Source organism: Roseisolibacter agri (assembly GCF_030159095.1).
Lineage (GTDB): Bacteria > Gemmatimonadota > Gemmatimonadetes > Gemmatimonadales > Gemmatimonadaceae > Roseisolibacter > Roseisolibacter agri.
On sequence record NZ_BRXS01000001.1, the window covers coordinates 313,160 to 333,807 of the forward strand.

The window sequence follows — 20,648 nt, forward strand, 5'->3', positions numbered from 1 at the left end:
TCTCGCGACGTCGCGACATGTCCCCGAGCCCCGCGCGCCCCGCCGCCATCACCCTCGTCTCTCCCGCCGCCCGCTGGCCGGAGGGCGAGGCGCGCTACGTCCTGGACGCGAGCGGCAGCACCTGGCGCGTGTCCGAGCGGCAGCCGCCGTCGCACCTGGCCGACCGGTGCGAGCGGTGCCTGATCTTCGACGCGGGGACCGTGGTGCGCCGCGTGTGCGGGCAGGGGCCCGACTGGCGCCTCCTGAGCGACGCGGAGCTGCTGGCGCTGTGCGCGCTGCCGGCCTGACGGGGAGTCCCGTCCGCTAGGAGCGCCGCGGGCGGCGCGGCGGGACGGCGGGCATCGAGCCGGGAGGGGTGACCGGCGTGTGCGACCACTGCGCCTTCACACCCGCGATCCGGTGCACCAGGGCGTCGAACTCGTCCTGCGGCATCTCGGGGAGGATCGGCCGCAGGCGGCCGGCGATGTCGGCCACCAACTCCTCGAACGTCGGGTGGTGGTGAGCCATGGAGCGTCCGCCCGCGGGCGGCTAGGGCGTCGCGGCCGGCCCGCTGCCGAGGAGGGCGTCGACGTCGGCGAGGGCGTCGGCGCGGAGGCTGACCATCGGCCCGGCGGCCTGGTCGAACGCGTACCCGACGAGGGAGCGGATGAGCGGGTCGGAGCGGCCGAGCGTACGGCCGACGGTGACGAACTCCTCGATGGCCCGGCGTCGGGCCTCGCCGTCGAACGCGCTCTGCCCGCGCAGGGCGTCGTGGAGCCGCTCGACGGCGACCGTGAATGCCTCGGTGTCGGACATCGCCTCGCTCGGGGTTCGATCAGTGTCCGGGAAGCCGCGGCGACGCGCGGCGGTCGAGGACGGGTGCGCGCAGCGTGCGCCGCGCGGTGGTCCGGATCCAGTCGCGGAGGGTGATCGCGAACACCGCCTCGCGCTCGCCCGTCCCGGCCGGGAGCAGCTCCTCCGCCAGGCGCACGATCGCCTCCGGCGCCTGGCCCAGCCCTTCGAGATCGCGGACGAGGGTGACGATCGCTCCCAGGGCGCGCTCGCGATCGAACGCGTCGTCGGAGATGCAGGCCCGCATGGCCCGCGCGTAGCGGGCGGCGGCTGGGGTCGATCGGTCGACGAACATCGGCGGTGCTCGTGTCGCGCGGGACTGTGGAACGGCGCCGGCTCCGGGCCGTCTACGCTGGAGCGTAAACAGACGTTGACCGGAAATGGTGCCGCGACGGACCCGTCGGGCGGTAAGGTCGGGCGCGGGCGCGAAAAGGGAAGGCCCACCCCGCCGGACCGCCCCGTGCAGACCCGAGGCCGCCGCGCCGCGTCACGGCGCGATACGCGAGGACATCAGCCCGGGCCGCGGTCGGCCAGCCGCCAGCCGCCGGTCGCGGCGTCCCGCTCCAGCACGCAGCGGAAGGGCTCGCGCCGCGTGCCGCCGGAGACCACGGCGAGGGCGACCCCCTGGACGACGAAGGTGCGGCCGTCCTTCGACCACGCGTGCGTCGTGGGATCGTCCTGCAGGAAGCCGGCGGTCAGCCCGCGCTCCTCGAGGCGCGCGCGCGTGATCCGCTCGCACTCGCCGTACGCGGCGGCGCGCTCCGGGCGCCAGCGGCCGTCGCTGAGGCGGTCGGCGCGCGTCTTCTGGCCGCGGCTGCGCAGCGCGAGCCAGCCGCCCACGACGATCACGAGGACGAGGGCGAGCAGGCAGCCGGCGGAGCTGACGCCGCGACGGATGGGCACGCTCAGGCGGCCGGGTGCAGCGGGGCGACGGCCCCGTCCAGCGCCTGCCGCAGCTTCGCGGTCAGCATCTGTGGCGTGAACGGCTTGGGGATGAACACCGTCCCCGGCTCGAAGCCGCCCTGCCGCACCACCGTGTCCTCCGTGTAGCCCGACATGTAGGCGATCGGCATGCCCGGGCGCAGCGCGCGGAAGCGGCCCGCCAGCTCGCGTCCGCTCATGTCCGGCATCACCATGTCGGTCAGCAGCAGGTCGATCGCCGTCCCGGGCTCCGCGAGCAGCTGCAACGCCTCGGCGCCGTTCGCGGCCTCGACGACCTCGAAGCCCGCGCGCGCCAGGATGCGGCGGGCCGCCACGCGCACCTGCTCGTCGTCCTCCACCAGCAGGATGGTCTCGGAGCCCGGCTGCACCACCGACTCGGCGTCCGAGCGACGATGCGGCGCGTCCGGCGCGCTCGCGCGCGGCAGGTAGAGCTTGAACGTCGTGCCGAACCCCGGCTCGCTGTACACCCACACGTGGCCGCCCGACTGCTTCACGATGCCGTAGACCGTCGAGAGGCCCAGCCCCGTGCCCTGGCCGATCCCCTTCGTGGTGAAGAACGGCTCGAAGATGCGCGCCTGCGTGTCCGCATCCATGCCGACGCCCGTGTCGCTCACCGCGAGCATCACGTACGGCCCCGGGGCGACGTCCGGATGCAGGCGCCCGTACTCCTCCGAGAGGTGGACGTCGGCCGTCTCGAGCGTCAGCGCGCCGCCCGACGGCATCGCGTCGCGCGCGTTCACGACGAGGTTCACGATCACCTGCTCGAGCTGCCCCGGATCGGCGTAGACGCGGCCCAGCGCCGGCGCGAGCACCGTGTCGAGCCGCACGTCCTCGCGCAGCACGCGGCCCAGCATGCGCTCGATGTCGCGCACCACGTCGTTCAGGTCGAGCACGCGCGGATCGAGCACCTGCTGCCGGCTGAACGCCAGCAGCTGCCGCGTGAGCCCCGCGGCCCGCTCTGCCGCGCCGCGGATCTCGAGCACGTCGGCGCGCGCGGGCGCGTCGTCGGGCAGCTCGGAGAGCAGCAGCCCGCTGTAGCTCGTGACGATCGTGAGCAGGTTGTTGAAGTCGTGCGCGACGCCGCCCGCGAGCTGGCCCACGGCCTCCATCTTCTGCGCGTGCAGCAGCTGCGCCTCGAGCGCGCGCTGCTCGGTGACGTCGCTCAGCATGAAGAGCGCGCCGGCGAACGCCCCGGCCGCGTCCACGAGCGGGCTCACCGACTCGCGCGTCCACACGATGCTGCCATCCTGCCGGTGGAACGCGACCTCGCGCGTCTCGGAGAACCCGCGCTGCTGGCGGGCGAAACGCGTGCGCGCCTCGAACGCCGCGTCCGCGTCCATGAAGTCGAACAGCGTGCGACCGGGCATCGCCCGCGCGTCGCAGCCGAGCATCTGCGCGAGGCGCGCGTTGACGAAGGTGATGACGCCCGACGGATCGACGGCACAGATCCCCTCGTGCGCGGCCTCGACGAGGCGGCGGTAGCGCTCCTCGCCCGCGCGCAGCTCGTCGTTGGCGCGCGCGAGCGCGCGGTTGGCCGACTCCAGCTCGGTCGCGTGCGCCTGCAGGTCGCGCGACGACGCCTCGACCTGCGCGGCCATGCTGTTGAACGAGAGCGCGAGGCTTCCCAGCTCGTCGCCGCGCGTGACGGCGACGCGCCGCGCGTAGTCGCCGCGCGCCACGTCCTCCGCCGCGCGCGTGACCTCGACCAGCGGCGCCGTGACGCGGCGGATCAGCACCCACGCGGCGACGGTGCCGAGCACCATGAAGCCCAGCCCGATGCCGATGAGGCCGAGCAGGAAGGGGCGCGCGGCGGTCATCGTGCTCGCGCGCGGCAGCTGCACCCAGAGCGCCCAGGGGACCACGCGCATCGGGACCACGACGCCGAGCTGCCGGACGCCGTCCGCGGTCGCGTACTCGGCCGGCGTGCCCTGGGTCTCGCGCGGCGGCGCGCCCACGCGCTCCCGCAGGTCGCTCCAGAGCGTGCCGTCGGCGTTGCCGACCACGATCCGCGCGTCGGCGCCGATGAGCGACCGGGCCTGGGCGATGGCCGTGGGCCGCAGCGGGCGGTGCGCGACGAGGAAGCCGACCGTGTCGCGCATCCCGGCCAGCACGGGGGCGACGATCACGTAGCCGACGCCCGAGTCGCCCTGTACCAGCGGTCCGATCCACGGGCCGCGGCGGGTGCGACCGGCCGGCGCCGGGACCGGCGCCGCCGCGGCGATCGACGCCTCGGGGCCGACGGCGATCAGGCGCCGGCCGTCGCGGTGCCAGAGGGCGATCGCCGCCGGCTGCGTCATCCGCGCGCGCGCCTGCTCCAGCACGCGCTCGACCTCCGCGCGCGGCGCGCCGCCCGGGTCCGTCAGCAGCCCGACGATCGGCGCGGAGAGGGCGAGGTCGCGCGCCGCGCCGCGCATCCCGTCCAGCGACTCGTCGAACATCCCGGCCACGCGCAGCGTGACGCTCGACAGCCGTTCGGACGCCGCGGTCGCGAGCACGCGCTCCAGCTGTCGGTACGCCGCCCAGGAGACGGCGACGAGCACCAGGCCCAGGAGGGCCGAGATGAGCAGTGGGAGCCTGAGGCGGAGCGAGTGCCGCGAGGGCATGCGGGGGGCCGGAAGCCGGAAGAGGGGAGGACGCCCCGAATCTCGGCTCGAGCGGCGCGGTGCCTGGGCGTGGCGGCCGCCCGGGCCGTCGGGCGTCCTGCAAGGACGACCGAGCCGCGCCGGCCGGCACTGGGGCACCGGCCAGGCTGCATCCCACCTGCGCCCGGCCTACCCCGCGGCGCGCCGGCGGGCGCGCTCCTGCTCCAGGCGCCGCCTCAGCCCGGCCAGCTGGAGGAGCTGCACACGCGTCAGCGCGGATCGCCACGCGCGGTGTGCGTCGGCGCCGTCGATCCGGCGGGGCGGGCGGTACGGGTCGCTCCGCGTCACGAGCACCGCGGCCAGCCAGAGGGCGTTGAGCAGCATGCGCGAAAGGCGCGCAACCCGCGTGCTATCGCGGCCCGCGGCCAGCGAGCGCGCGCATGCCTGTCGCGACGTGCCTGCGCGCCGTGCCTGCGCGACGCGCCTGCGCGCGTACGACGGCGTACGAACCCGGTGCGCTCAGTCCAGCAGGCGACGGTACGACGCGCGCGTGACGGCGTAGCAGCCGCACGCCGCCGCCATCAGGCGCGTGCGGTCCAGCACCTCGATGCGGCCGCGCACGTTGCGGATCAGCCCCGCGTGCTGCAGCGCGCCCAGTGCGACCGTGACGCCCGCGCGTCGCACGCCGAGCATCACCGCGAGGAACTCGTGGGTGAGCTCGAACGCGTCGCCGTCCACGCGATCGTGCGTCATCAGCACCCAGCGCGCGCACCGCTCCTCGACGGTGTGCAGGCGGTTGCACGCGACGGACTGCGCGATCTGGTCGGTGAAGGCGTGCGCGTAGCGCAGCGCGCGGCGCCGCACGGCCGGCCGCTCCTCCATCGCCTGCCGGAAGTCGTCGGCGGAGAGGCGCCACGCCTCGCCCTCGATCTGGATCAGCACGCGGTACGTGCTCGACTCGGCGCCGAAGACGACCGGGAGGCCGATGAGGCCCTCGTTGCCGATCGTGCCGACCTCGATCTCGCCGCCTTCCTGCTCGGTGGCGATCATCGAGCCGACGCCGGTGCGCATGAAGTGGACGGCCGCGATGGGCGTGTCGGGCTCGATCAGCACGTCCTTCAGCCGCAGGCGCTCCGGCCGCAGCTTCGGAAGGAGCCACGCGTAGTCCTCGGGCGGGAGACCGTGCAGGAGGTGGTTGCGCTCCGCGGCGTGCGCGGCGGTCACGCCGTCGTGCCGGTCCTCGAGCGACGCCGCGGGCGGTGCCGAGCCGGTGGCGTCCGCGCCGTCGTCCTTCCCGACGTCCTCGTCGCTCCGGTGCGGCTGTGCATGGTGCGGCGGCAGCGTGCGTTCGATCTCCTCCATCGGTCGTTCCTCGGAGCCCCTGGCGTCCGGTCGAGCAGCGGGATGGCAGTTCAGCGCCCGGTGGCGCGCCGCGCCGCCAGCGGAAGTAGCATGCCCCGAGGCGCGCGCCTCGCCAGGTGGCCCGAAACGCCAGACGCCGCCCCCCGGGAGGGGAGCGGCGTCTGGGGAACTCCTGAAACGACAACGACTTCTGGTACTGGGGCGGGTGGATTCGAACCACCGATCTTCCGATTAACAGTCGGACGCTTTGCCAGCTCAGCTACGCCCCATCACGTGCTGCCGGGACGAGTGGCCGTGCGCGCGGGTCACCTCGTGGGTCACCGCGCCGGCCGGCCCCGGTCGAGGAATCATAACGGATCGTGGCGGCGGCGCCACGTCGCGCTTGCGCCCCGGCGGGCCAGGCCGTAGCATGGCCGACCCTCCGCCGGCCCGCGTTCCCACGTGGCCGGTCCCCCACCTCGTGCCCGCGCCGGCCTCGGCCCCCGCGTCCCGTCGCTCGCCGCCCGGACCTGCCACTCCGGGACGGTCCCGCACGCGTCCATGGTCCCTGGAGTTCGCCACATGGCTGTACCGTCGTCCCCCGTCGTGCGTGCCGTCGCGGCACTGCTGTCCCTTCCCGTGGCGGCCCTCGGGGCGCAGGGCCCGGCGCCGGTCGCCGTACCGGCAGAGGTGACCGAAGCCCAGCTCAGTCCCAGCGTCCAGCTCTACGTCTCCGAGTACAACGCGCGCCGGACGCTGACGACGGCCGACGTCTCCAACCCGAACGGCATCGTCCTCACCAACGCCGCGGGCACGCCGCCGTCGTCGGGGTCGTCCGGCAGCATCAACGATCCGTCGCTGGGCTACAACAACCCGCGCTACTGGGCCAAGGGGGAGGAGTACAGCGGCGTCACGCGCCTCGTGATGACGTACGAGACGCGCGACGTCAACACCGGCGCGGTCGTCGCGACGCCGGCGTTCCTGTGCACGGGCGCGCTGATCAACGGCGGCCACTCGGTGCTCACCGCGGCGCACTGCGTCTACAACGATCCGCCGAGCGCGGGCACCGTCTCGCGGCTGCGCGACGTGCAGGTGATGCTCGGCCAGAGCTTCGGCGGCAACACGACCGCGGAGCCGGGCGCCGGCGCGCCGAACTCGAACCAGGCGTTCGGCTACACGCAGACGGTCGGCGCCCGCAACGTGCAGATCCACCCGGACTACACCGGCTCGGTCATCGACGAGCGCGACATCGCGGTCATCAACCTCAACACTCCGGCGCCCGCGCAGTACCGCTACTACGACCTGTACGGGCCGAGCGCGCTCGGCGCGACGTACAACGTCGTCGGGTGGGGCGGACGCGGCGACGGCGCGACGGGCACGGTCAACATCGGCGGCAGCACGGGCTCGGGGCAGCGCCTGCGCCAGGGGCTGAACAGCTTCAACACGACGTACAGCGACGCGCGCTGGAACCCGGCGTTCCTGGCCGCGGTCGGCCTCACCGCCGCGAACGTGTATCTCGCGGACTTCGACAACGGGCTGGCGACGAACAACGCGCTCTGCCGCCTCACGAACGCGACGTTCGGTGGCGGGCAGCCCGTGTGGCTCGGGGCCGTGGGCGCGCCGGACATGTGCGGGCTGGGCTTCGGCCTCGACGAGGTGCTCACGGCCGGCGGCGACTCGGGTGGGCCGTCGTTCGTGAACGGGCAGATCGCGGGCATCAGCTCGTTCGGCCAGACGTTCGGCGTGGGCGACGTGCGCAGTGGCCTCAACTCGTCGTTCGGTGAGCTGAACGGCATGACGCGCGTCGACATCAACGCGCAGTGGGTCGCGAGCGCCGTCGTCCCCGAGCCGACGACCGTCGTGCTCCTCGGCAGCGGGCTGCTCGCGCTGGGCGCGCTCGCGCGCCGCCGCCGCAACGGCTGACCGACCCGCGGGGGACGGGCCCCCGAATTGCTCCGCCTCGCCGGCCGCGTCGACGACACCCGTCACGACGCGGCCGGCGTCGTATCTTCCGGCGCCGCGCTCCTCCCGCCACCACGCCGCCGTGCCCCGTCGCCACCCCGCACTCCGTCGCGCCGCGCTGCTCGCCGCGCTGCCAGGCGCATTGCTCGCGGCGCCCTCGCTGGCGCCCGCGCAGGTCCTGGAGCCCACGGGCGACACGCCGCCGGTGCTCGGCGCGCGCGACGCGGTGGTCGCGGGCGGCTTCGCGGCGGCCGCGCTGCTGGCGGTGCCGCTCGACCGCGTGCTGGCCGAGCGGCTGCAGCGCCCCGCGGTGCAGGAGAACGGCGCGCTCAAGATCGCCGCGGTGGTCGCCGAGCAGACGACGCAGCCGGGGCTCTACGTGATCCTGCCCGCGGTGTGGGGGATCGGGCGGCTGGTCGACGATCGGACCACCGCCGCCGCCGGGCTGCGGGGCATGGAGGCGGTGGGGATCGCGCTGTCGGTGGTCGGGGTGACGAAGTTCGCGTTCGGGCGCGCGCGCCCGTACGTCGCGCACGATCCGACGTCGTGGCGCTTCATGCGCGGTCTCGAGGGCTCCGAGTATCGCAGCTTCCCCTCCGGGCACTCGGCGTCGGCGTTCGCCGCGGCGTCGGCGCTGACCGCGGAGCTCACCGCCGCGCGCCCGTCGCTCCGCTGGGCCGCCGGCGTGCCGCTCTACCTCGGCGCGGCGACGGCCGCGTGGTCGCGCATGTACGACGACCGCCACTGGGCGACCGACGTGCTCACCGGCGCCGCGGTGGGCACCGTGTCCGGGCTCGCCGTCACGCGCTGGCACCGCACGCGTCCCGACAACCGCCTCGACCGCGCGATGCTCGGCGTCGGCGTGGAGCTGGGGGGCGCACCGCGGCTGCTGGTCACGCCGATGCGCACGCCCGCGCGCCGCGTCGCGCGCACCGTCGCCCGCTGACCGCGTGCCGGGCGCGCACGGCATCTTCATCCTGGCGTCCATCGGCGGCGAGGCCGGCGCGCGCATCGCGGAGCTGCAGGCGCGGCACGATCCGAAGCTCGCGCGCGAGTCGCCGCCGCACGTGACGCTCGCCGGCTCGTCGGGCGTGGGGCCGATCCTCCCCGACGCGACGCGCGAGCAGGTGCGCGCCGCGCTCGCGCCCATCGCGGCCGAGTCGCCGCCGCTGACGCTGCGCTTCCAGCCGCCGCACCGCTTCATGCAGACGAACATCGTCGTCCTGCCGCTCGATCCGCACGGGCCGCTGCGGCAGCTGCACGACCGCATCGCGCGCAGCGGGCTGCGGTTCGGGCGGGCGCGCTTCACGTTCACGCCGCACGCGACGCTCAGCTTCTATCCGACGCTCGCGCCGGCGCAGCTGCGCGAGCTGCTGGCGGTGCGCCTGGACGCGCCGGCGGTGATCGACCGGCTGGTGGTGTCGTACACGCGCGCGCCGCAGCCGGCGGTGACGTGGTTCGAGCTGCCGCTCGGCGGAGCGTCGAGCGTATAGCGTCGAGCGTCGAGCGGGTTCCTCGCCGGTGCGACCTGGCGACGTGCGTATCCGGCCCACGAGGACGAACGAGCGAGCGCCGAGCGCCGAGCGGAGATGCTCGCTCGGCGCTCGACGCTCACCTCCCCCAGCGATCGAACCCGAACACCATCCCCGCGCGCAGCAGCGCGCCGTCGCCGTGCCGCGTGTCCTGCCGCACGTCGAAGCGCGTGTACTGCGCGGTGAGGTCCAGGTGCACCGCGGGGCCCAGGGCGACGAGCATCCCGAGGCCGCCACCGACCGAGGTGCGCGTCGCGTTCGATACCGAGACGACGTCGCCCGAGACGCGCTGCCGCAGGAACGCCACGCGGCCCGTCAGGTAGGGCGTGAAGTTGCCGCCCGACGCGAGCGCGAGGCGCGGCTCGACGTACGGGCCCTGCAGCGTGACGTCCGTGTCGGTGTCGCGCAGCGACTGTACGGTGCGCTGGTAGCCGCCCGCGAGCGCGAACGCGCTCACGCCGACCGCGGCGTGCACGTCGAAGCCGTAGCCGTCGCGCACGCGACCGACGTCGCTGTCGCGCACGCCGGTGTACAGACCGGCGCCGCCGATCGCGAAGGTGGCCGAGGAGCGCCGCTCCCAGGGCGGCGTGTGGCGCTCCGAGTCGCGCTCCGAGTGGCGCTGCGCGTGCGCGGCCGGCGCGACGGCGACGAGCATGAGCACGATGGGGAGAACGGACGACGGACGAGGAAGCGGCATGGTGGGCTCCGGTGAGGGACGCCTGCCCGCGGCGGCAACGCGCGCGCCCCTGCGCGGCCGTCCGTCCCACGCGGCGAACGCGCGGCGCGGCAACGCGTTGCGCGCCGCTGTCGACGATCCGTTCGCGCGCCGTCGTCACCGCGCGGGGACGCGCCCCGTCCCGAACGGACGACGGGGGAGCGGGCGCCGATGCGCCGCTCCCCCGTTCGTGGCGTGCGCCCGAATCGCGTCAGTGCGCGTCCGGCCGCGCCTTGCGGTACGACTCGGTGGCCTGCTTCAGCATCAGCAGCGCCGACGCCTCGAGATCGTAGTCCAGCGCCAGCTCGCTGAGGCGCGCGCTGGAGTGGTCGCCGCTCTCGCCGATGCCGCGGCCGGCGCGCTCGCTGGTGGTGTGGCGGCGCGCGTACTCGCGGCTCGCCATCCAGAGCGCGTTGGCGGCGGCCCAGCAGGGCTCCTTGCGGTCCGGGTGCGCCTTGGAGGCGGCGCGCTCGTAGGCGCCGGCCAGCTCGCCCAGCGCCTCGTCCGCCAGACGCACCAGGCTCTGGCAGGCCCGCTGCTCGGCCGGCAGGGCGCCGCGGTCCACGAGGCGGGCCAGCCGCTCGTGCTGGCGGCAGCACTCGAGCGCGCAGCGGTAGAGCGCGTCCGCCTTCGCGTAGAAGACGGCCATCGGGTCGCGGCCGGTCTCGTCGGCGGCGGAGGGTGGAGCGACGGTCGACATCGGCATGGTACGACGGGGAACGGCGGGAGCAGCGTGGCCAGGCGCGAGGCGGGACGGGCGGGGCGCGCGGCCGGGAGGCGGGGCGCGACGTCGCGCTTCCCTCAGTATATCGGCGCGGGGGCGCGCCATGCACCGGGGTGGCGGCCGGACCCGGGAGGTGTGACGACGCGTTGACGTCGCGCGCAACGCGGCGCACGTTGCGCGGCCGTTGCGCCCTCCGGTCCCCCCACCTCCAGCCGCCCCCATGTCGCACGCGCATCTCCAGGTCGACACGACGCCCGAGGGCGTCCGCACGATCACCCTCGACCGGCCGGAGCGGCTGAACGCGGTCAACCCCGCGCTCGCCGACGCGCTCCCGCGCGCGGTGGCCGAGGCGCACGCGGACGACGCGGTGCGCGTCGTGGTGATCACGGGCGCCGGCCGCGGCTTCTGTGCGGGGCTCGACCTCGCCGACCCGGCGGCGCTGGACCAGCGCTCGCGCACCGGACGGCTGGAGCCGCTGGCGTGGGTGGGGCGCTGGGTGCTCGCGCTCCGCCAGTGCGACAAGCCGGTGATCGCCGCGGTGAACGGCCCGGCCGCGGGGGCGGGCTTCGGGCTCGCGCTGGCGGCCGACCTGCGCCTGGTGGCCGAGGGCGCGACGATGACCGCGGGCTACGTGCGGCGCGGCCTGAGCCCGGACGCGGGCGTGACGTACCATCTGCCGCGGCTGGTGGGCGCCTCGCGCGCGGCGGACATCATCCTCACGGGGCGCGACATCGCGGCGGACGAGGCGCTGCGCATCGGGCTGGCGAGCGCCGTGCTCCCCGCCGAGGGCTTCGCCGGTTCGGTGGCCGCCTACGCGCAGCGCCTCGCGGCTGGTCCGCCGGTCGCGCTCGCGCTCACGAAGCGGCTGCTGACGCAGAGCCCCGACGCGCCGCTCGAGGCGCAGCTGCGCGACGAGCTGACGCACATCAAGACGTGCTTCGCGACGGCGGACGTGGCGGAGGCGATGACGGCGTTTCGGGAGAAGCGGGTGCCGGTGTTTCGCGGAAGCTGAGCGCGCGGCTGCGTGCTGCTTGCTGCGTGTACGGCCGCTCGGGATGCGTCGGCGCGCCGGACCCGAACGGCAAACGGCATTGCAAGGATGAAGATCGGATAACGTCCGATAACGACGGATGGCCCCGGTGGAGTGCGAGATCCCTCGCCGCCACGCGGAGCCATCCGTCGTTATCGGACGTTATCAGATCTTGTCCGATCTTCTCCTTGCAATGCCGTTCGGGTCCAGCGGGCCGGTGCAGGCCACGCAGCACGCAGCTACAGGCTCTCCCTGCGGGACCGGTTCGCCAGCTCGTCCGGCAGCGCGTTGAGCAGCGGATTGAGCTCCGCCGCCCGATCGAGCGACGTCACGAACGTCAGCCCCGGGCGCGCGACCACCAGCATCCCCGACAGGCCGTAGACGACCACCGTCGTCCCGCCGTCGGCGTGCACCACGCAGCTCGACGCGTCCACGAGGTGCGCGGGGCCCCACACGCCGTTGCCCGTGTCGTCCAGCTCGCGCACGCGGCGCAGCGACGCCCACGTGCCGACGTCGTCCCACCCGAACTCGCCCGGCAGCGCGACGATGTCCTCGCTGCGCTCCAGCAGCCCGCGCTCGATCGACACCGCCTGGATCAGCCCCGAGAAGCGGTCCAGCTTCCCCGCCGCCAGCGCGGCGAGCCCCGGCTGCAGCTCCGGCGTGCGCTCCTCCAGCGCGTCGAGCACCGTGCCCGCCTGCCACACGAAGATCCCCGTGTTCCAGAGCGCGCCCTGCGCGATCAGCTCCTCGGCCAGGATCGCCCCGGGCTTCTCGACGAACCGCGCCACGCGGCGTGGGGCCTCGCGCGCGGCGGCGGCGCCCGCGTCGCCCGTCGCGTCGGCGGTCGTGTCGATCGCCGCGTCGAGGACCGGGTCCGTCGGCGCCGGCGGCAGCAGGTAGCCGAAGCCCGTCTCGGGGCGCGTGGGCTGCGCGCCGATGGCGACCAGCGCGCCGTCCGTGCTCGCGATCAGCGCCGCGCGCTTGATCACGCGCCGCAGCTCGTCCGGGTAGCCCACCGCGAGGTCCGCGTGCATCGCCACGAACGTCGCCTTGCGGCCCACGCGCGTCGCGATCTCCTGCGCGCCCCACGCCAGCGCGGCCGCGGTGCCCATCGGGCGCGGCTCGACGAGGAAGTTCGCGTCCGGCACCTCGGGGACCGCGGCGCGCAGCGCGTCGGCGATGTCGGCGCTCGTCAGCACCAGCACGCGCGCGGGCGGCACGGTCGGCGCCAGCCGGTTCACCGTCTCCGCGATCAGCGGCCGGTCGCCCACCAGCGCCAGCAGCTGCTTCGGGCGCTCGGGGGTGCTGAGCGGCCAGAAGCGCGAGCCGATGCCGCCCGCGAACACCACCGCCCAGAGCGAGAGCTCCGTCTCCAGCGTCGCCACCGGATCCGGCAGCTCCACCGGCAGCGTCCCGACCGCGTCGGCCGTGCCGCCGCCCGCCTCCGAGCCGAACGGCGTCCCGAAGGGCGGCGCGGGCTCGTGTCCCGAAGGGCCGAAGGCGTCGGGATGGCCGGCACGCGCGTCGCCGGAGGCGCCGCCGGAAGCGGGAGAGCGATGGGGCATGGCGGCTCTGACGGAGCTCGAACGAACGCTGCACGGGACGGACGGGCACGCGAGGGATCGCGGCCCGGCGCGAGGGCGTACAATAACGCTGGCGCGTGCGACGCCGCACCTGCACCATGAAGGCGGGCGCGTGCGCGCCCTTCCCGGAGGTCGCCCATGCTCCCCCCGCCCCTCGCTCCCATGGCCGGTATCCCCCGGCGCATCGCGCACGCGCGTCACGCCCTGCGCCGTGCGTCGCTGCTGACCGCCCTCCTGCTCGGCGTGCCGTGCGCGGCGGCGCGCGCCCAGGGCGACACCACCGGCGCCGTCGGCGGCGTGGTGCGCGGACCGGGCGGCGTCGCGATCGTCGGCGCGGAGGTCGTGCTCACGCCGGCCCGCGGGCCCGGCGGCGGCACCGTGATCGCGCGCCGCGTCTTCACCGACGAGACGGGGAAGTTCCAGGTCTCGGGCCTGCCCAACGGGCGCGCGTCGGTGGCCGTGCGCCGCATCGGCTACCGGCCCGCGGTGCGCGACGTCGAGGTGCCGCTCGCCGCCGCGCTCACGATGGCGCTCGAGGCCGTGCCGCAGGCCATCGCCGCCGTCGTCGTGAAGGACCGGCGCGTGAAGCACACCGGCTGGGCGGCGCCATTCTACGAGCGGCGCGAGCGCGGCCACGGGCGCTACATCGGCAAGGAGGAGATCGACCGCCGCAACGCGATGCGCACGACCGACGTGCTGCGCTCCGTGCCGGGGCTCGCCATCTCGACGTCGATGTACGGCTCGGCCATCCGCATGCGCGGCGCGCGCTGCAGCCCGCTGATCTGGATCGACGGCACGCCGGCGCTCGCGGGCTACCTCGACGTCGACAACTTCCAGCCCCACACGCTCGAGGGGATCGAGGTGTACAGCGGCGTGTCCACGGTCCCGGTGGAGCTGCGCGGCCCGCGCGGCGAGGAGGCGTGCGGCGTGATCGCGATCTGGTCGCGCATGCCCGAGCCGCGCCGCCGCGGCCCGAAGAAGGTCTACACGGCCGACGACCTCGCGAACCTCGTCGCGACGGCGACGGTCTACACCGCCGACCAGGTGGACCAGGCCGCGGCGCCGGACACCGCGAACCCGATCGCGCCCTACTATCCGGAGGCGCTCAAGCGCGCGAAGACGGCGGGCGACGTGCTGATCGAGTTCGTCGTCGACACCGCGGGCATCCCGGAGCTGGAGACCGTCGGCATCGTCGCCGCGTCGCACCCGGCGTTCGGCACCGCGGCGCGCGACGCGGTCGCGGCCGCCCGCTTCATCCCGGCGTTCCGCGCGGGGAAGCCGGTGCGGCAGCTGGTGCAGGTGCCCGTCAAGTTCGAGCTCACGTCGGGCTCCTAAACGCTCGACGCTCCACGCTCGACGCTGCGCACGTCCCGGAGGACGGCATCAGCGTCGAGCGTGGAGCGTCGAGCGTCGAGGGGTGGCTTTACTTCGCCAGCACCAGCTCCAGCTGCCCGCCCACCGCGATCTTCAGCAGCCGGTGCGGCGCGGCGGTCGCGACGAAGAAGGTCACGGGCTGGTCGCCGCCCGTCTGCTCGATGCGGAACGCCTCGAACGCGCCCGCCGGCACGGTCACCTGCTCCGTGCCCGTCACCGTCAGCGTGAACGGCACCACCGTGCCCTTGCCGGCCGAGAAGACGCTGACGACGTGCTTCGCGCCCGGCGCCCACCGCAGCAGCGGCAGCGTGGCCGCGAGCGCGTTGTCGTCGATCGTGCCCGCCGGGAGCTCGGTGTCGATCGTCAGCTGCTTGATCCCCTGCGGGCCCGGCGTCGCGGAGCTGCCCTTCGCGCGCCCGCCGGCGTAGGTCACGTCGGCCTTCGTGTCCTGGCCCTGCACCTTGCCGCGCTGCTCCAGCGCGCGCGGCGCCAGCGACGCGTCCGTGCGCAGCGTGGTGCTCTGCTGCACGACGCCGCCCGCGATCGACGTCGCCTCGGTCACCTTCCACCCGTCGCCGTCCTTCGCCAGCTCGTAGACGGAGCTGCCGAGCACGTTGCCCTGCACGCGCACGGCGAAGCTGTCGCGATGCGCGGCCAGCCGCGACGCGTCGATCGCCAGCGCACCCGCGCGCGGCGCGAGGTCGGCCGCCGTCATCGCATCGCCCTGCGGGTTCACGATGCGCACCGGCGCGATCGCCTTCAGCTTCTCGTACACCTTCGCGCCGTCGCCGACGACGACGACGAGCGCCTGCTCGGGACGCACCCAGCGCCGCGCGGTCTGCTGCAGCACGGGCGCCGACACCGCCGAGAGCCGCGTGCGATAGGTCTGCAGGTAGTCCGCCGGCAGGCCGAGCGTCTTCACGAACGCCACGCGCTCGGCCACCTGCTGCGCCGTCTCGACCGTCAGCGGGAACGAGCCGACGAGCGCGCCCTTCGCGTTCTCCAGCTCCGTGCCCGGCACCGCCTCGCTGCCCAGGCGGCGCAGCTGCGCCAGCAGCTCGACCAGCGCGCTGTCCGTCACCTCGGTGCGCACCTCGGCCGTCGCGCTGAAGGCGCCCGTGCCGCGCGGCCGCGTCAGCGACGAGTAAGCGCCGTACGTCCACCCCTTCTTCTCGCGCAGGATGTCGAACAGCCGCGCGTCGGCGCCGCCGCCCAGCACCTTGTTGGCGACCGTCGCTGCGTAGCGCGCGGGATCGGCGGGGCCGCCGATCAGGTTGCCGACGACGATGTTCGACTGCACCGAGCCCGGACGGTGCACGAGCACGATCTCCGTGCGCGCGCGCGCCGGCGGCGCACCGAACGTCGGCGCCGCGGCGGGATAGCCCGTCCACCCCGCGAAGCTCTGCTCCGCGAGGGTCTTCAGCTGGTCGAGCGTCAGGTCGCCCGCGACCACCAGCAGCGCGCCGCGCGGCTTGAGGCGCGCCGCCTGGTACGCCACGAGGTCCGCGCGCGTGAGCGCACGCACCGACGGCGGCGTGGCGCGGCGGCCGTACGGGTGCGCGCCGTACACGCCGGCGTCGAACACGCGCGACGCGATCGACGCGGGCTGCGACTGCTCCAGCGTCAGCGCGGAGAGCGTCTGCGTGCGCAGCAGCTCGACCTCCTGCTCGGGGAAGGTCGGACGCGCGACCGCGTCGCCCAGCAGCTGGAAGGCGAGCGGCGCGTGCGTGGACAGCACGCTGCCCGCGAGGCTGAGGAAGTCGTTGTCGGCGAAGCCCGTGAGCGAGCCGCCCGCGGCCTCGATCGCCTCGGCGATCTGGTCGGCGGTGCGCTGGCCCGCGCCCTTGGTGAGGAGGCCGGCCACCATGTCGGCGGTGCCTTCCTTCCCCTTCGCCTCGAACAGCTTGCCCGCGGGCATCACGAGGCGGAACGCGACCATCGGGTCGCGGTGGCTCTCGACGAGCACGACGCGCAGGCCGTTGGAGAGGACGACCTCCTGGAACGGCGGGAACTGCGCGGGCTTCACGGCCGCCGCGGCGGGCGGACGCGTGGGATACTGCGCCGCGACCGGAGTCGCGAGCGACGCGGCGACGAGCGTGAGGGCGGAGACCGACGCGCCCGCGCGCAGGAACGAGTGAGCGCGCATCACGGCTTGGGCGTCTCGGGGGTGATGAGCGTGACGACGCTGTTCTCCGGGCGGAGATACGTGCGCGCCACGCGCTGGATGTCGGCCACCGTGACGTTCAGGTAGCGCTGCAGGTCGGTGTTCACGGCCTCCGGCCCGCCGAGGAACATGTTCGCGGTGTGCAGCGCCTCGGCGCGGCCCATCGACGTCTGCCGCTCGGCGATCGTCTGCGCGAGGTAGGCGTTCTTCGCCTTCGCCAGCTCGGCCTCGGTGACGCCGTCGGCGACGATCTTCGCGATCTCCTGCGCCAGCAGCTTCTCCAGCGAGTCGACCTTCACGCCCTGGTTGGCGATGGCGAGCACGCCGAACGTGCCCGGCCCGCGCGTGTTGCCGAAGATGTTGAGGAAGGTCTGCAGGCCGAGCGCGGCCTTCGCCTCGCGCGCGATGGCGCGGTTGAGGCGCGAGCTCTCTCCCGTGCCGACGATCGTCGAGAGGAAGGTCAGCGCCGGCGTGTCGGCGTGCTTCGTCTCGGGGATGCGCCAGAGCGTGAACGACGCCGGCAGCGTGGCCTTGGCGTCGGTGACCGTGCGGCGCTGCTGGCCGACGTCGAACTTCTGCTCGCACTGCACCGGCGGCGGCGCGTCCACGCGCGGGATGTCGCCGAAGTACTGCGCGACCAGCCGCTTCACCTCGGCCGGGTCGAAGTCGCCGGTGACGACGAGCGTCGCGTTGTTGGGCGCGTAGTACTGCTTGAAGAACGCCTGCACGTCGGCCACCGACGCCGCGTTCAGGTCGTCCATCGAGCCGATGATCTCGTGGCCGTACGCGAAGCAGCTCTTGCCGTCGTACGCGGCGGTGAGCCCCTGCAGCACCGCGCCGAAGTACGGCTGGTTGTCGATGCGCAGCCGGCGCTCCTCCTTCACCGCCTCCTGCTGGTTCTTCAGGTTCTCCGCCGTGACGGCGAGCGACCGCATGCGGTCGGCCTCCATCCACAGGCCGAGGTTCACGCGGTTGGACGGGAGCGTCTGGTAGTAGTTGGTGCGGTCGGTCTGCGTGCTCCCGTTGAGCGAGCCGCCGGCGCGCTCCACGAGCTGGAAGTGCTCGCCCTTCTTCACGTTGGCCGAGCCCTGGAACATCATGTGCTCGAACAGGTGCGCGAAGCCGGTGCGCCCGGCGCGCTCGTTCCGCGAGCCGACGTCGTACCACACGTCGACGGTCACGACCTGCGCCGAGTGGTCCTTGGCGAGGATCACCTTGAGGCCGTTCGGCAGCTCGGAGCGGTCGATGGCGATGGGCGCGGGGAGCGGGCTCTGGGCGGCCGCGGGCGCGGCCGGCTGCGCGCCGAGCGGCGCGGACGCGCCGGTGGTGCCGGCGGCGAGCAGCGGCAGCGCGAGCAGCGTCGCGAGCCGCGGCCTGGGGCCGCGCGCCGGGAGTGGGCGGGAAGGGGACGACACGGGAGTCCTCGTGGGGGGGTGACGGTCAGGAGGCGTCGGGGAGCTGGAACAGCTGCTCGACGGTGGTGCCGAGCGCCCGCGCGAGGCGGAGCGCGAGCAGCGTGGAGGGAATGAAGACGCCGTTCTCCACGGTGTTGATCGTCTTGCGGCTGACCTCGACCCGCTCGGCCAGCTGCGCCTGGGTCAGGTTGTGGCGCAGCCGCTCCTCGCGCAATCGGTTCGCGAGCTGCTCAGCCATCGCGGAGCGCGCGGGCCTCGCACCACGCGAAGGCGAGGAGCGCGACCCCGACGGCCGGGGTGACGACGAGGTAGGTCGCCTCGCGCGCGGTCAGGCCCTGCGCGGCGGGGAGCGCGTAGACCGCGAGGGCGACGAGCATCGCGACCCAGAAGCCGGCGGTCGCGGCGAGGCGCGAGTTGTGGCGCGAGACGTCGTCGTTCACCAGCGCGCGCACGCGCGCCCCGAAGACGTAGCCGCCGATCGGGAGGAGGAGCAGCAGCAGGATGCCGGCGTTGAGCGCCCACATGTTCGCGCGCAGCGGCGACAGCACGGTCCCGTCGCCGCGGAAGACGGGGCGCGCCACGACCTGGATGGCGAGGAACACGGTGGTGGCGGCGGCGGTGCCGATGGCACGCTTGCGGGAGACGCGATCGGCGAGCTCGACGACGTTCTGCGGGGACATCGCGGGGACCAGCGGCGGGAAGGGACGGGGTGGGTGTAACCCACGAGTTACATCATGAGTAACCTTGAGGTGACATGCGGTCAAGCACGGGATCGCGCCCGGCGGCGGGCGGGTGGGTGACGTGACCCGCATCGTACCGCCGGATCCCCCGTGTACGTTTCGGCATGACCGCCCCTCAACGCGATTCGAACACGCGCGCCGCCGAGGACGTCCTGGCGGCGCTGGAGCAGGACGCGGCCCCCGAGGCGGGGCAGGCGTTCGTCACGCTGGCCGCCGAGTACCTCGCGGCCGCCCACACGGGCGACGGGCCCGTCTCGTCGTCGGTCGATCCGGGGACGATGGCGGCGCGCTTCCGCGAGCCGGTGCCGCGTGGCGGGCAGCCGCTGGCGGCGATCGTCGAGCGGCTGCGGCGCGACGTCGTCGCCGACGCGAACCGGCTGGCGCACCCGATGGCGATGGGCCACCAGGTATCGCCGCCGCTGCCGGCGGGCATCTGGACGGACGTCCTGGTGTCGGCGCTGAACCAGTCGGTGGCCGTGTCGGAGATGTCGCCGACGGGCACCGCGGTGGAGGCGGCGGTGATCCGCTGGATGGCGGAGCTGGCGGGCTTCGGGCCGCGCGCGGGCGGCACGCTGACGTCGGGCGGCACCGAGGCGACGTTCGCCGCGCTGCTGGCGGCGCGCAGCCGCGCGCTCCCCGAGGTGTGGACGCGCGGCGTGGGCGCGCAGCCGCCGGCGATCGTGTGCGGCGAGCACGCGCACTACGCGGTGAGCCGCGCCGCGGGCGAGCTGGGGATCGGGCTGCGTAACGTCGTCACGGTGCCGTCGCGCGACCTGCGCATGGATCCCGAGGCGCTGGAGCGCACGCTGCAGGAGCTGGACGACGCGGGGCGGAAGATCATGGCCGTCGTCGCGACGGCGGGATCGACGGCCACCGGCTCGTTCGACGACCTCGAGGCGATCGCCGACGCGTGCGAGAAGCGCGACGCGTGGCTGCACGTGGACGGCGCGCACGGCGCGAGCGCGCTGCTGTCGGCGACGCACCGCGAGCGCGTGCGCGGGCTGGCGCGCGCGCACTCGGTGACGTGGGACCCACACAAGATGCTGCTGCTGCCGCTGGCGGCCGGTGTGGTGCTGGTGCGCGACGAGCGGTGGCTGGAGGCGGCGTTCGCGCAGAAGGCGCCGTACCTGTTCCACGCGCCGCAGCAGCAGGGCGCGGAGGAGTTCGACGCGGCGCCGCGCGTGTGGGACCAGGGGATCCGCAGCTTCCAGTGCTCGCGGCGGCTGGACGCGCTGAAGGTGTGGGTGGCGTTCCAGCGCCACGGCGCCGACGGGCTGGGCGCGCTCTACGACCACCTGTGCGCGACCGCGGTGCGCCTGCACGCGAAGCTGGCGGCGCATCCCGCGTTCGAGCCGCTACACGCGCCCGAGTCGAACATCCTCTGCTTCCGCTGGACGGGCGCCGGGGACATGGACGACGCGACGCTGGACGCGCTGCAGCACCGCGTGCGCGCGCGCTTCAACCGCTCGGGCGACGGGTGGATCACGGCGACGGTGCTGGACGGGCGGCGCGTGCTGCGCGTGACGCTGATGAACCCGCGCACCGGCGACGCGCACCTAGACGCGCTGCTCGCGGGGCTCGCGGCCGCAGGCGAGGCGGAGCGTTCCGGCGCAGCATCCGCGACATCCGGGCGGGCGCGGCCGGCGGTGGCACCGTCCATGCCCTAGTGGCCGCCTGCCCGGGGCGGCGCGCTGGTGCGCGGCCTCCGGCAGG

The 20,648-nt window shown here is 74.6% G+C and carries 21 protein-coding genes and 1 tRNA gene; 7 read left to right on the forward strand and 15 right to left on the reverse strand.

Annotation, left to right across the window (positions count from 1 at the left end; all coding sequences use genetic code 11):
• Nucleotides 1–17: 17 nt before the first annotated feature.
• Complete coding sequence (locus rosag_RS01315) at nt 18–287, forward strand: hypothetical protein (protein ID WP_284348199.1); 270 nt, start codon at nt 18–20, stop codon at nt 285–287.
• Between the two features lie 16 nt (nt 288–303).
• Here the strand turns inward: rosag_RS01315 and rosag_RS01320 are convergent, their stop codons facing one another.
• The 8 genes from rosag_RS01320 to rosag_RS01355 all read right to left on the reverse strand — a co-directional run bounded on the left by rosag_RS01320 (nt 304) and on the right by rosag_RS01355 (nt 5,986).
• Complete coding sequence (locus rosag_RS01320) at nt 304–507, reverse strand: hypothetical protein (protein ID WP_284348200.1); 204 nt, start codon at nt 505–507, stop codon at nt 304–306.
• A 21-nt stretch (nt 508–528) separates the two neighbouring features.
• Nucleotides 529–795: a hypothetical protein gene (locus rosag_RS01325; RefSeq protein ID WP_284348201.1), complete on the reverse strand. Its 267-nt coding sequence runs from the start codon at nt 793–795 to the stop codon at nt 529–531.
• A gap of 19 nt (nt 796–814) precedes the next feature.
• The gene (locus rosag_RS01330; protein WP_284348202.1) at nt 815–1,126 is read right to left on the reverse strand and encodes a hypothetical protein; all 312 of its coding nucleotides are present in this window, start codon (nt 1,124–1,126) and stop codon (nt 815–817) included.
• Nucleotides 1,127–1,341: 215 nt separating this feature from the next.
• Nucleotides 1,342–1,734: a hypothetical protein gene (locus tag rosag_RS01335; RefSeq protein ID WP_284348203.1), complete on the reverse strand. Its 393-nt coding sequence runs from the start codon at nt 1,732–1,734 to the stop codon at nt 1,342–1,344.
• A 2-nt stretch (nt 1,735–1,736) separates the two neighbouring features.
• Nucleotides 1,737–4,376: an ATP-binding protein gene (locus rosag_RS01340; protein WP_284348204.1), complete on the reverse strand. Its 2,640-nt coding sequence runs from the start codon at nt 4,374–4,376 to the stop codon at nt 1,737–1,739.
• Between the two features lie 168 nt (nt 4,377–4,544).
• On the reverse strand, nt 4,545–4,739 hold the full coding sequence (locus tag rosag_RS01345; RefSeq protein WP_284348205.1) for a hypothetical protein: 195 nt from the start codon (nt 4,737–4,739) through the stop codon (nt 4,545–4,547).
• Between the two features lie 135 nt (nt 4,740–4,874).
• Entirely contained in the window at nt 4,875–5,717 is an 843-nt protein-coding gene (locus rosag_RS01350) for a Crp/Fnr family transcriptional regulator (protein WP_284348206.1), read from the reverse strand.
• A 196-nt stretch (nt 5,718–5,913) separates the two neighbouring features.
• A tRNA-Asn gene (locus rosag_RS01355) sits at nt 5,914–5,986 on the reverse strand.
• A 292-nt stretch (nt 5,987–6,278) separates the two neighbouring features.
• Between rosag_RS01355 and rosag_RS01360 the strand changes: the two genes are divergently transcribed.
• The 3 genes from rosag_RS01360 (at nt 6,279) to rosag_RS01370 (ending at nt 9,151) form a co-directional block, all read left to right on the forward strand.
• Nucleotides 6,279–7,619: a trypsin-like serine protease gene (locus rosag_RS01360; RefSeq protein ID WP_284348207.1), complete on the forward strand. Its 1,341-nt coding sequence runs from the start codon at nt 6,279–6,281 to the stop codon at nt 7,617–7,619.
• A 121-nt stretch (nt 7,620–7,740) separates the two neighbouring features.
• The gene (locus rosag_RS01365) at nt 7,741–8,604 is read left to right on the forward strand and encodes a phosphatase PAP2 family protein (RefSeq protein WP_284348208.1); all 864 of its coding nucleotides are present in this window, start codon (nt 7,741–7,743) and stop codon (nt 8,602–8,604) included.
• A 4-nt stretch (nt 8,605–8,608) separates the two neighbouring features.
• Nucleotides 8,609–9,151 carry a 2'-5' RNA ligase family protein gene (locus rosag_RS01370; protein ID WP_284348209.1) on the forward strand — a complete coding sequence of 181 codons (543 nt, stop codon included), beginning with the start codon at nt 8,609–8,611 and terminating at the stop codon, nt 9,149–9,151.
• A 118-nt stretch (nt 9,152–9,269) separates the two neighbouring features.
• On the opposite strand, the gene rosag_RS01375 is transcribed toward rosag_RS01370, so the two are convergent.
• Both rosag_RS01375 and rosag_RS01380 read right to left on the reverse strand, forming a co-directional pair.
• A complete protein-coding gene (locus rosag_RS01375) occupies nt 9,270–9,887 on the reverse strand; it encodes an outer membrane beta-barrel protein (protein ID WP_284348210.1) in 618 nt (205 codons plus the stop codon).
• Nucleotides 9,888–10,116: 229 nt separating this feature from the next.
• A complete protein-coding gene (locus rosag_RS01380; RefSeq protein ID WP_284348211.1) occupies nt 10,117–10,605 on the reverse strand; it encodes a hypothetical protein in 489 nt (162 codons plus the stop codon).
• 244 nt (nt 10,606–10,849) lie between these two features.
• Between rosag_RS01380 and rosag_RS01385 the strand changes: the two genes are divergently transcribed.
• Nucleotides 10,850–11,641, forward strand: coding sequence for an enoyl-CoA hydratase/isomerase family protein (locus rosag_RS01385; protein WP_284348212.1), 792 nt, complete (start codon nt 10,850–10,852; stop codon nt 11,639–11,641).
• Between the two features lie 257 nt (nt 11,642–11,898).
• Here the strand turns inward: rosag_RS01385 and rosag_RS01390 are convergent, their stop codons facing one another.
• On the reverse strand, nt 11,899–13,224 hold the full coding sequence (locus rosag_RS01390) for a mannose-1-phosphate guanylyltransferase (RefSeq protein ID WP_284348213.1): 1,326 nt from the start codon (nt 13,222–13,224) through the stop codon (nt 11,899–11,901).
• Nucleotides 13,225–13,404: 180 nt separating this feature from the next.
• Between rosag_RS01390 and rosag_RS01395 the strand changes: the two genes are divergently transcribed.
• Nucleotides 13,405–14,577, forward strand: coding sequence for a TonB family protein (locus tag rosag_RS01395; RefSeq protein ID WP_284348214.1), 1,173 nt, complete (start codon nt 13,405–13,407; stop codon nt 14,575–14,577).
• 88 nt (nt 14,578–14,665) lie between these two features.
• Here the strand turns inward: rosag_RS01395 and rosag_RS01400 are convergent, their stop codons facing one another.
• From rosag_RS01400 to rosag_RS01415, 4 genes are read right to left on the reverse strand one after another with little or no spacing between them, the layout of a single operon-like run.
• Entirely contained in the window at nt 14,666–16,762 is a 2,097-nt protein-coding gene (locus rosag_RS01400; protein ID WP_284348215.1) for an insulinase family protein, read from the reverse strand.
• Nucleotides 16,762–18,195: a M16 family metallopeptidase gene (locus tag rosag_RS01405; protein ID WP_284348216.1), complete on the reverse strand. Its 1,434-nt coding sequence runs from the start codon at nt 18,193–18,195 to the stop codon at nt 16,762–16,764. Before rosag_RS01405 ends, rosag_RS01400 begins: the two co-directional genes overlap by 1 nt.
• A 25-nt stretch (nt 18,196–18,220) precedes the next feature.
• Nucleotides 18,221–18,433, reverse strand: coding sequence for a helix-turn-helix transcriptional regulator (locus rosag_RS01410; protein ID WP_284348217.1), 213 nt, complete (start codon nt 18,431–18,433; stop codon nt 18,221–18,223).
• Nucleotides 18,426–18,875 carry a hypothetical protein gene (locus rosag_RS01415; RefSeq protein ID WP_284348218.1) on the reverse strand — a complete coding sequence of 150 codons (450 nt, stop codon included), beginning with the start codon at nt 18,873–18,875 and terminating at the stop codon, nt 18,426–18,428. Before rosag_RS01415 ends, rosag_RS01410 begins: the two co-directional genes overlap by 8 nt.
• A 164-nt stretch (nt 18,876–19,039) precedes the next feature.
• Here rosag_RS01415 and rosag_RS01420 point away from each other — a divergent pair, with 164 nt between their 5' ends.
• Nucleotides 19,040–20,602: a pyridoxal phosphate-dependent decarboxylase family protein gene (locus tag rosag_RS01420; protein ID WP_284348219.1), complete on the forward strand. Its 1,563-nt coding sequence runs from the start codon at nt 19,040–19,042 to the stop codon at nt 20,600–20,602.
• The last annotated feature ends 46 nt before the right edge of the window (nt 20,603–20,648 follow it).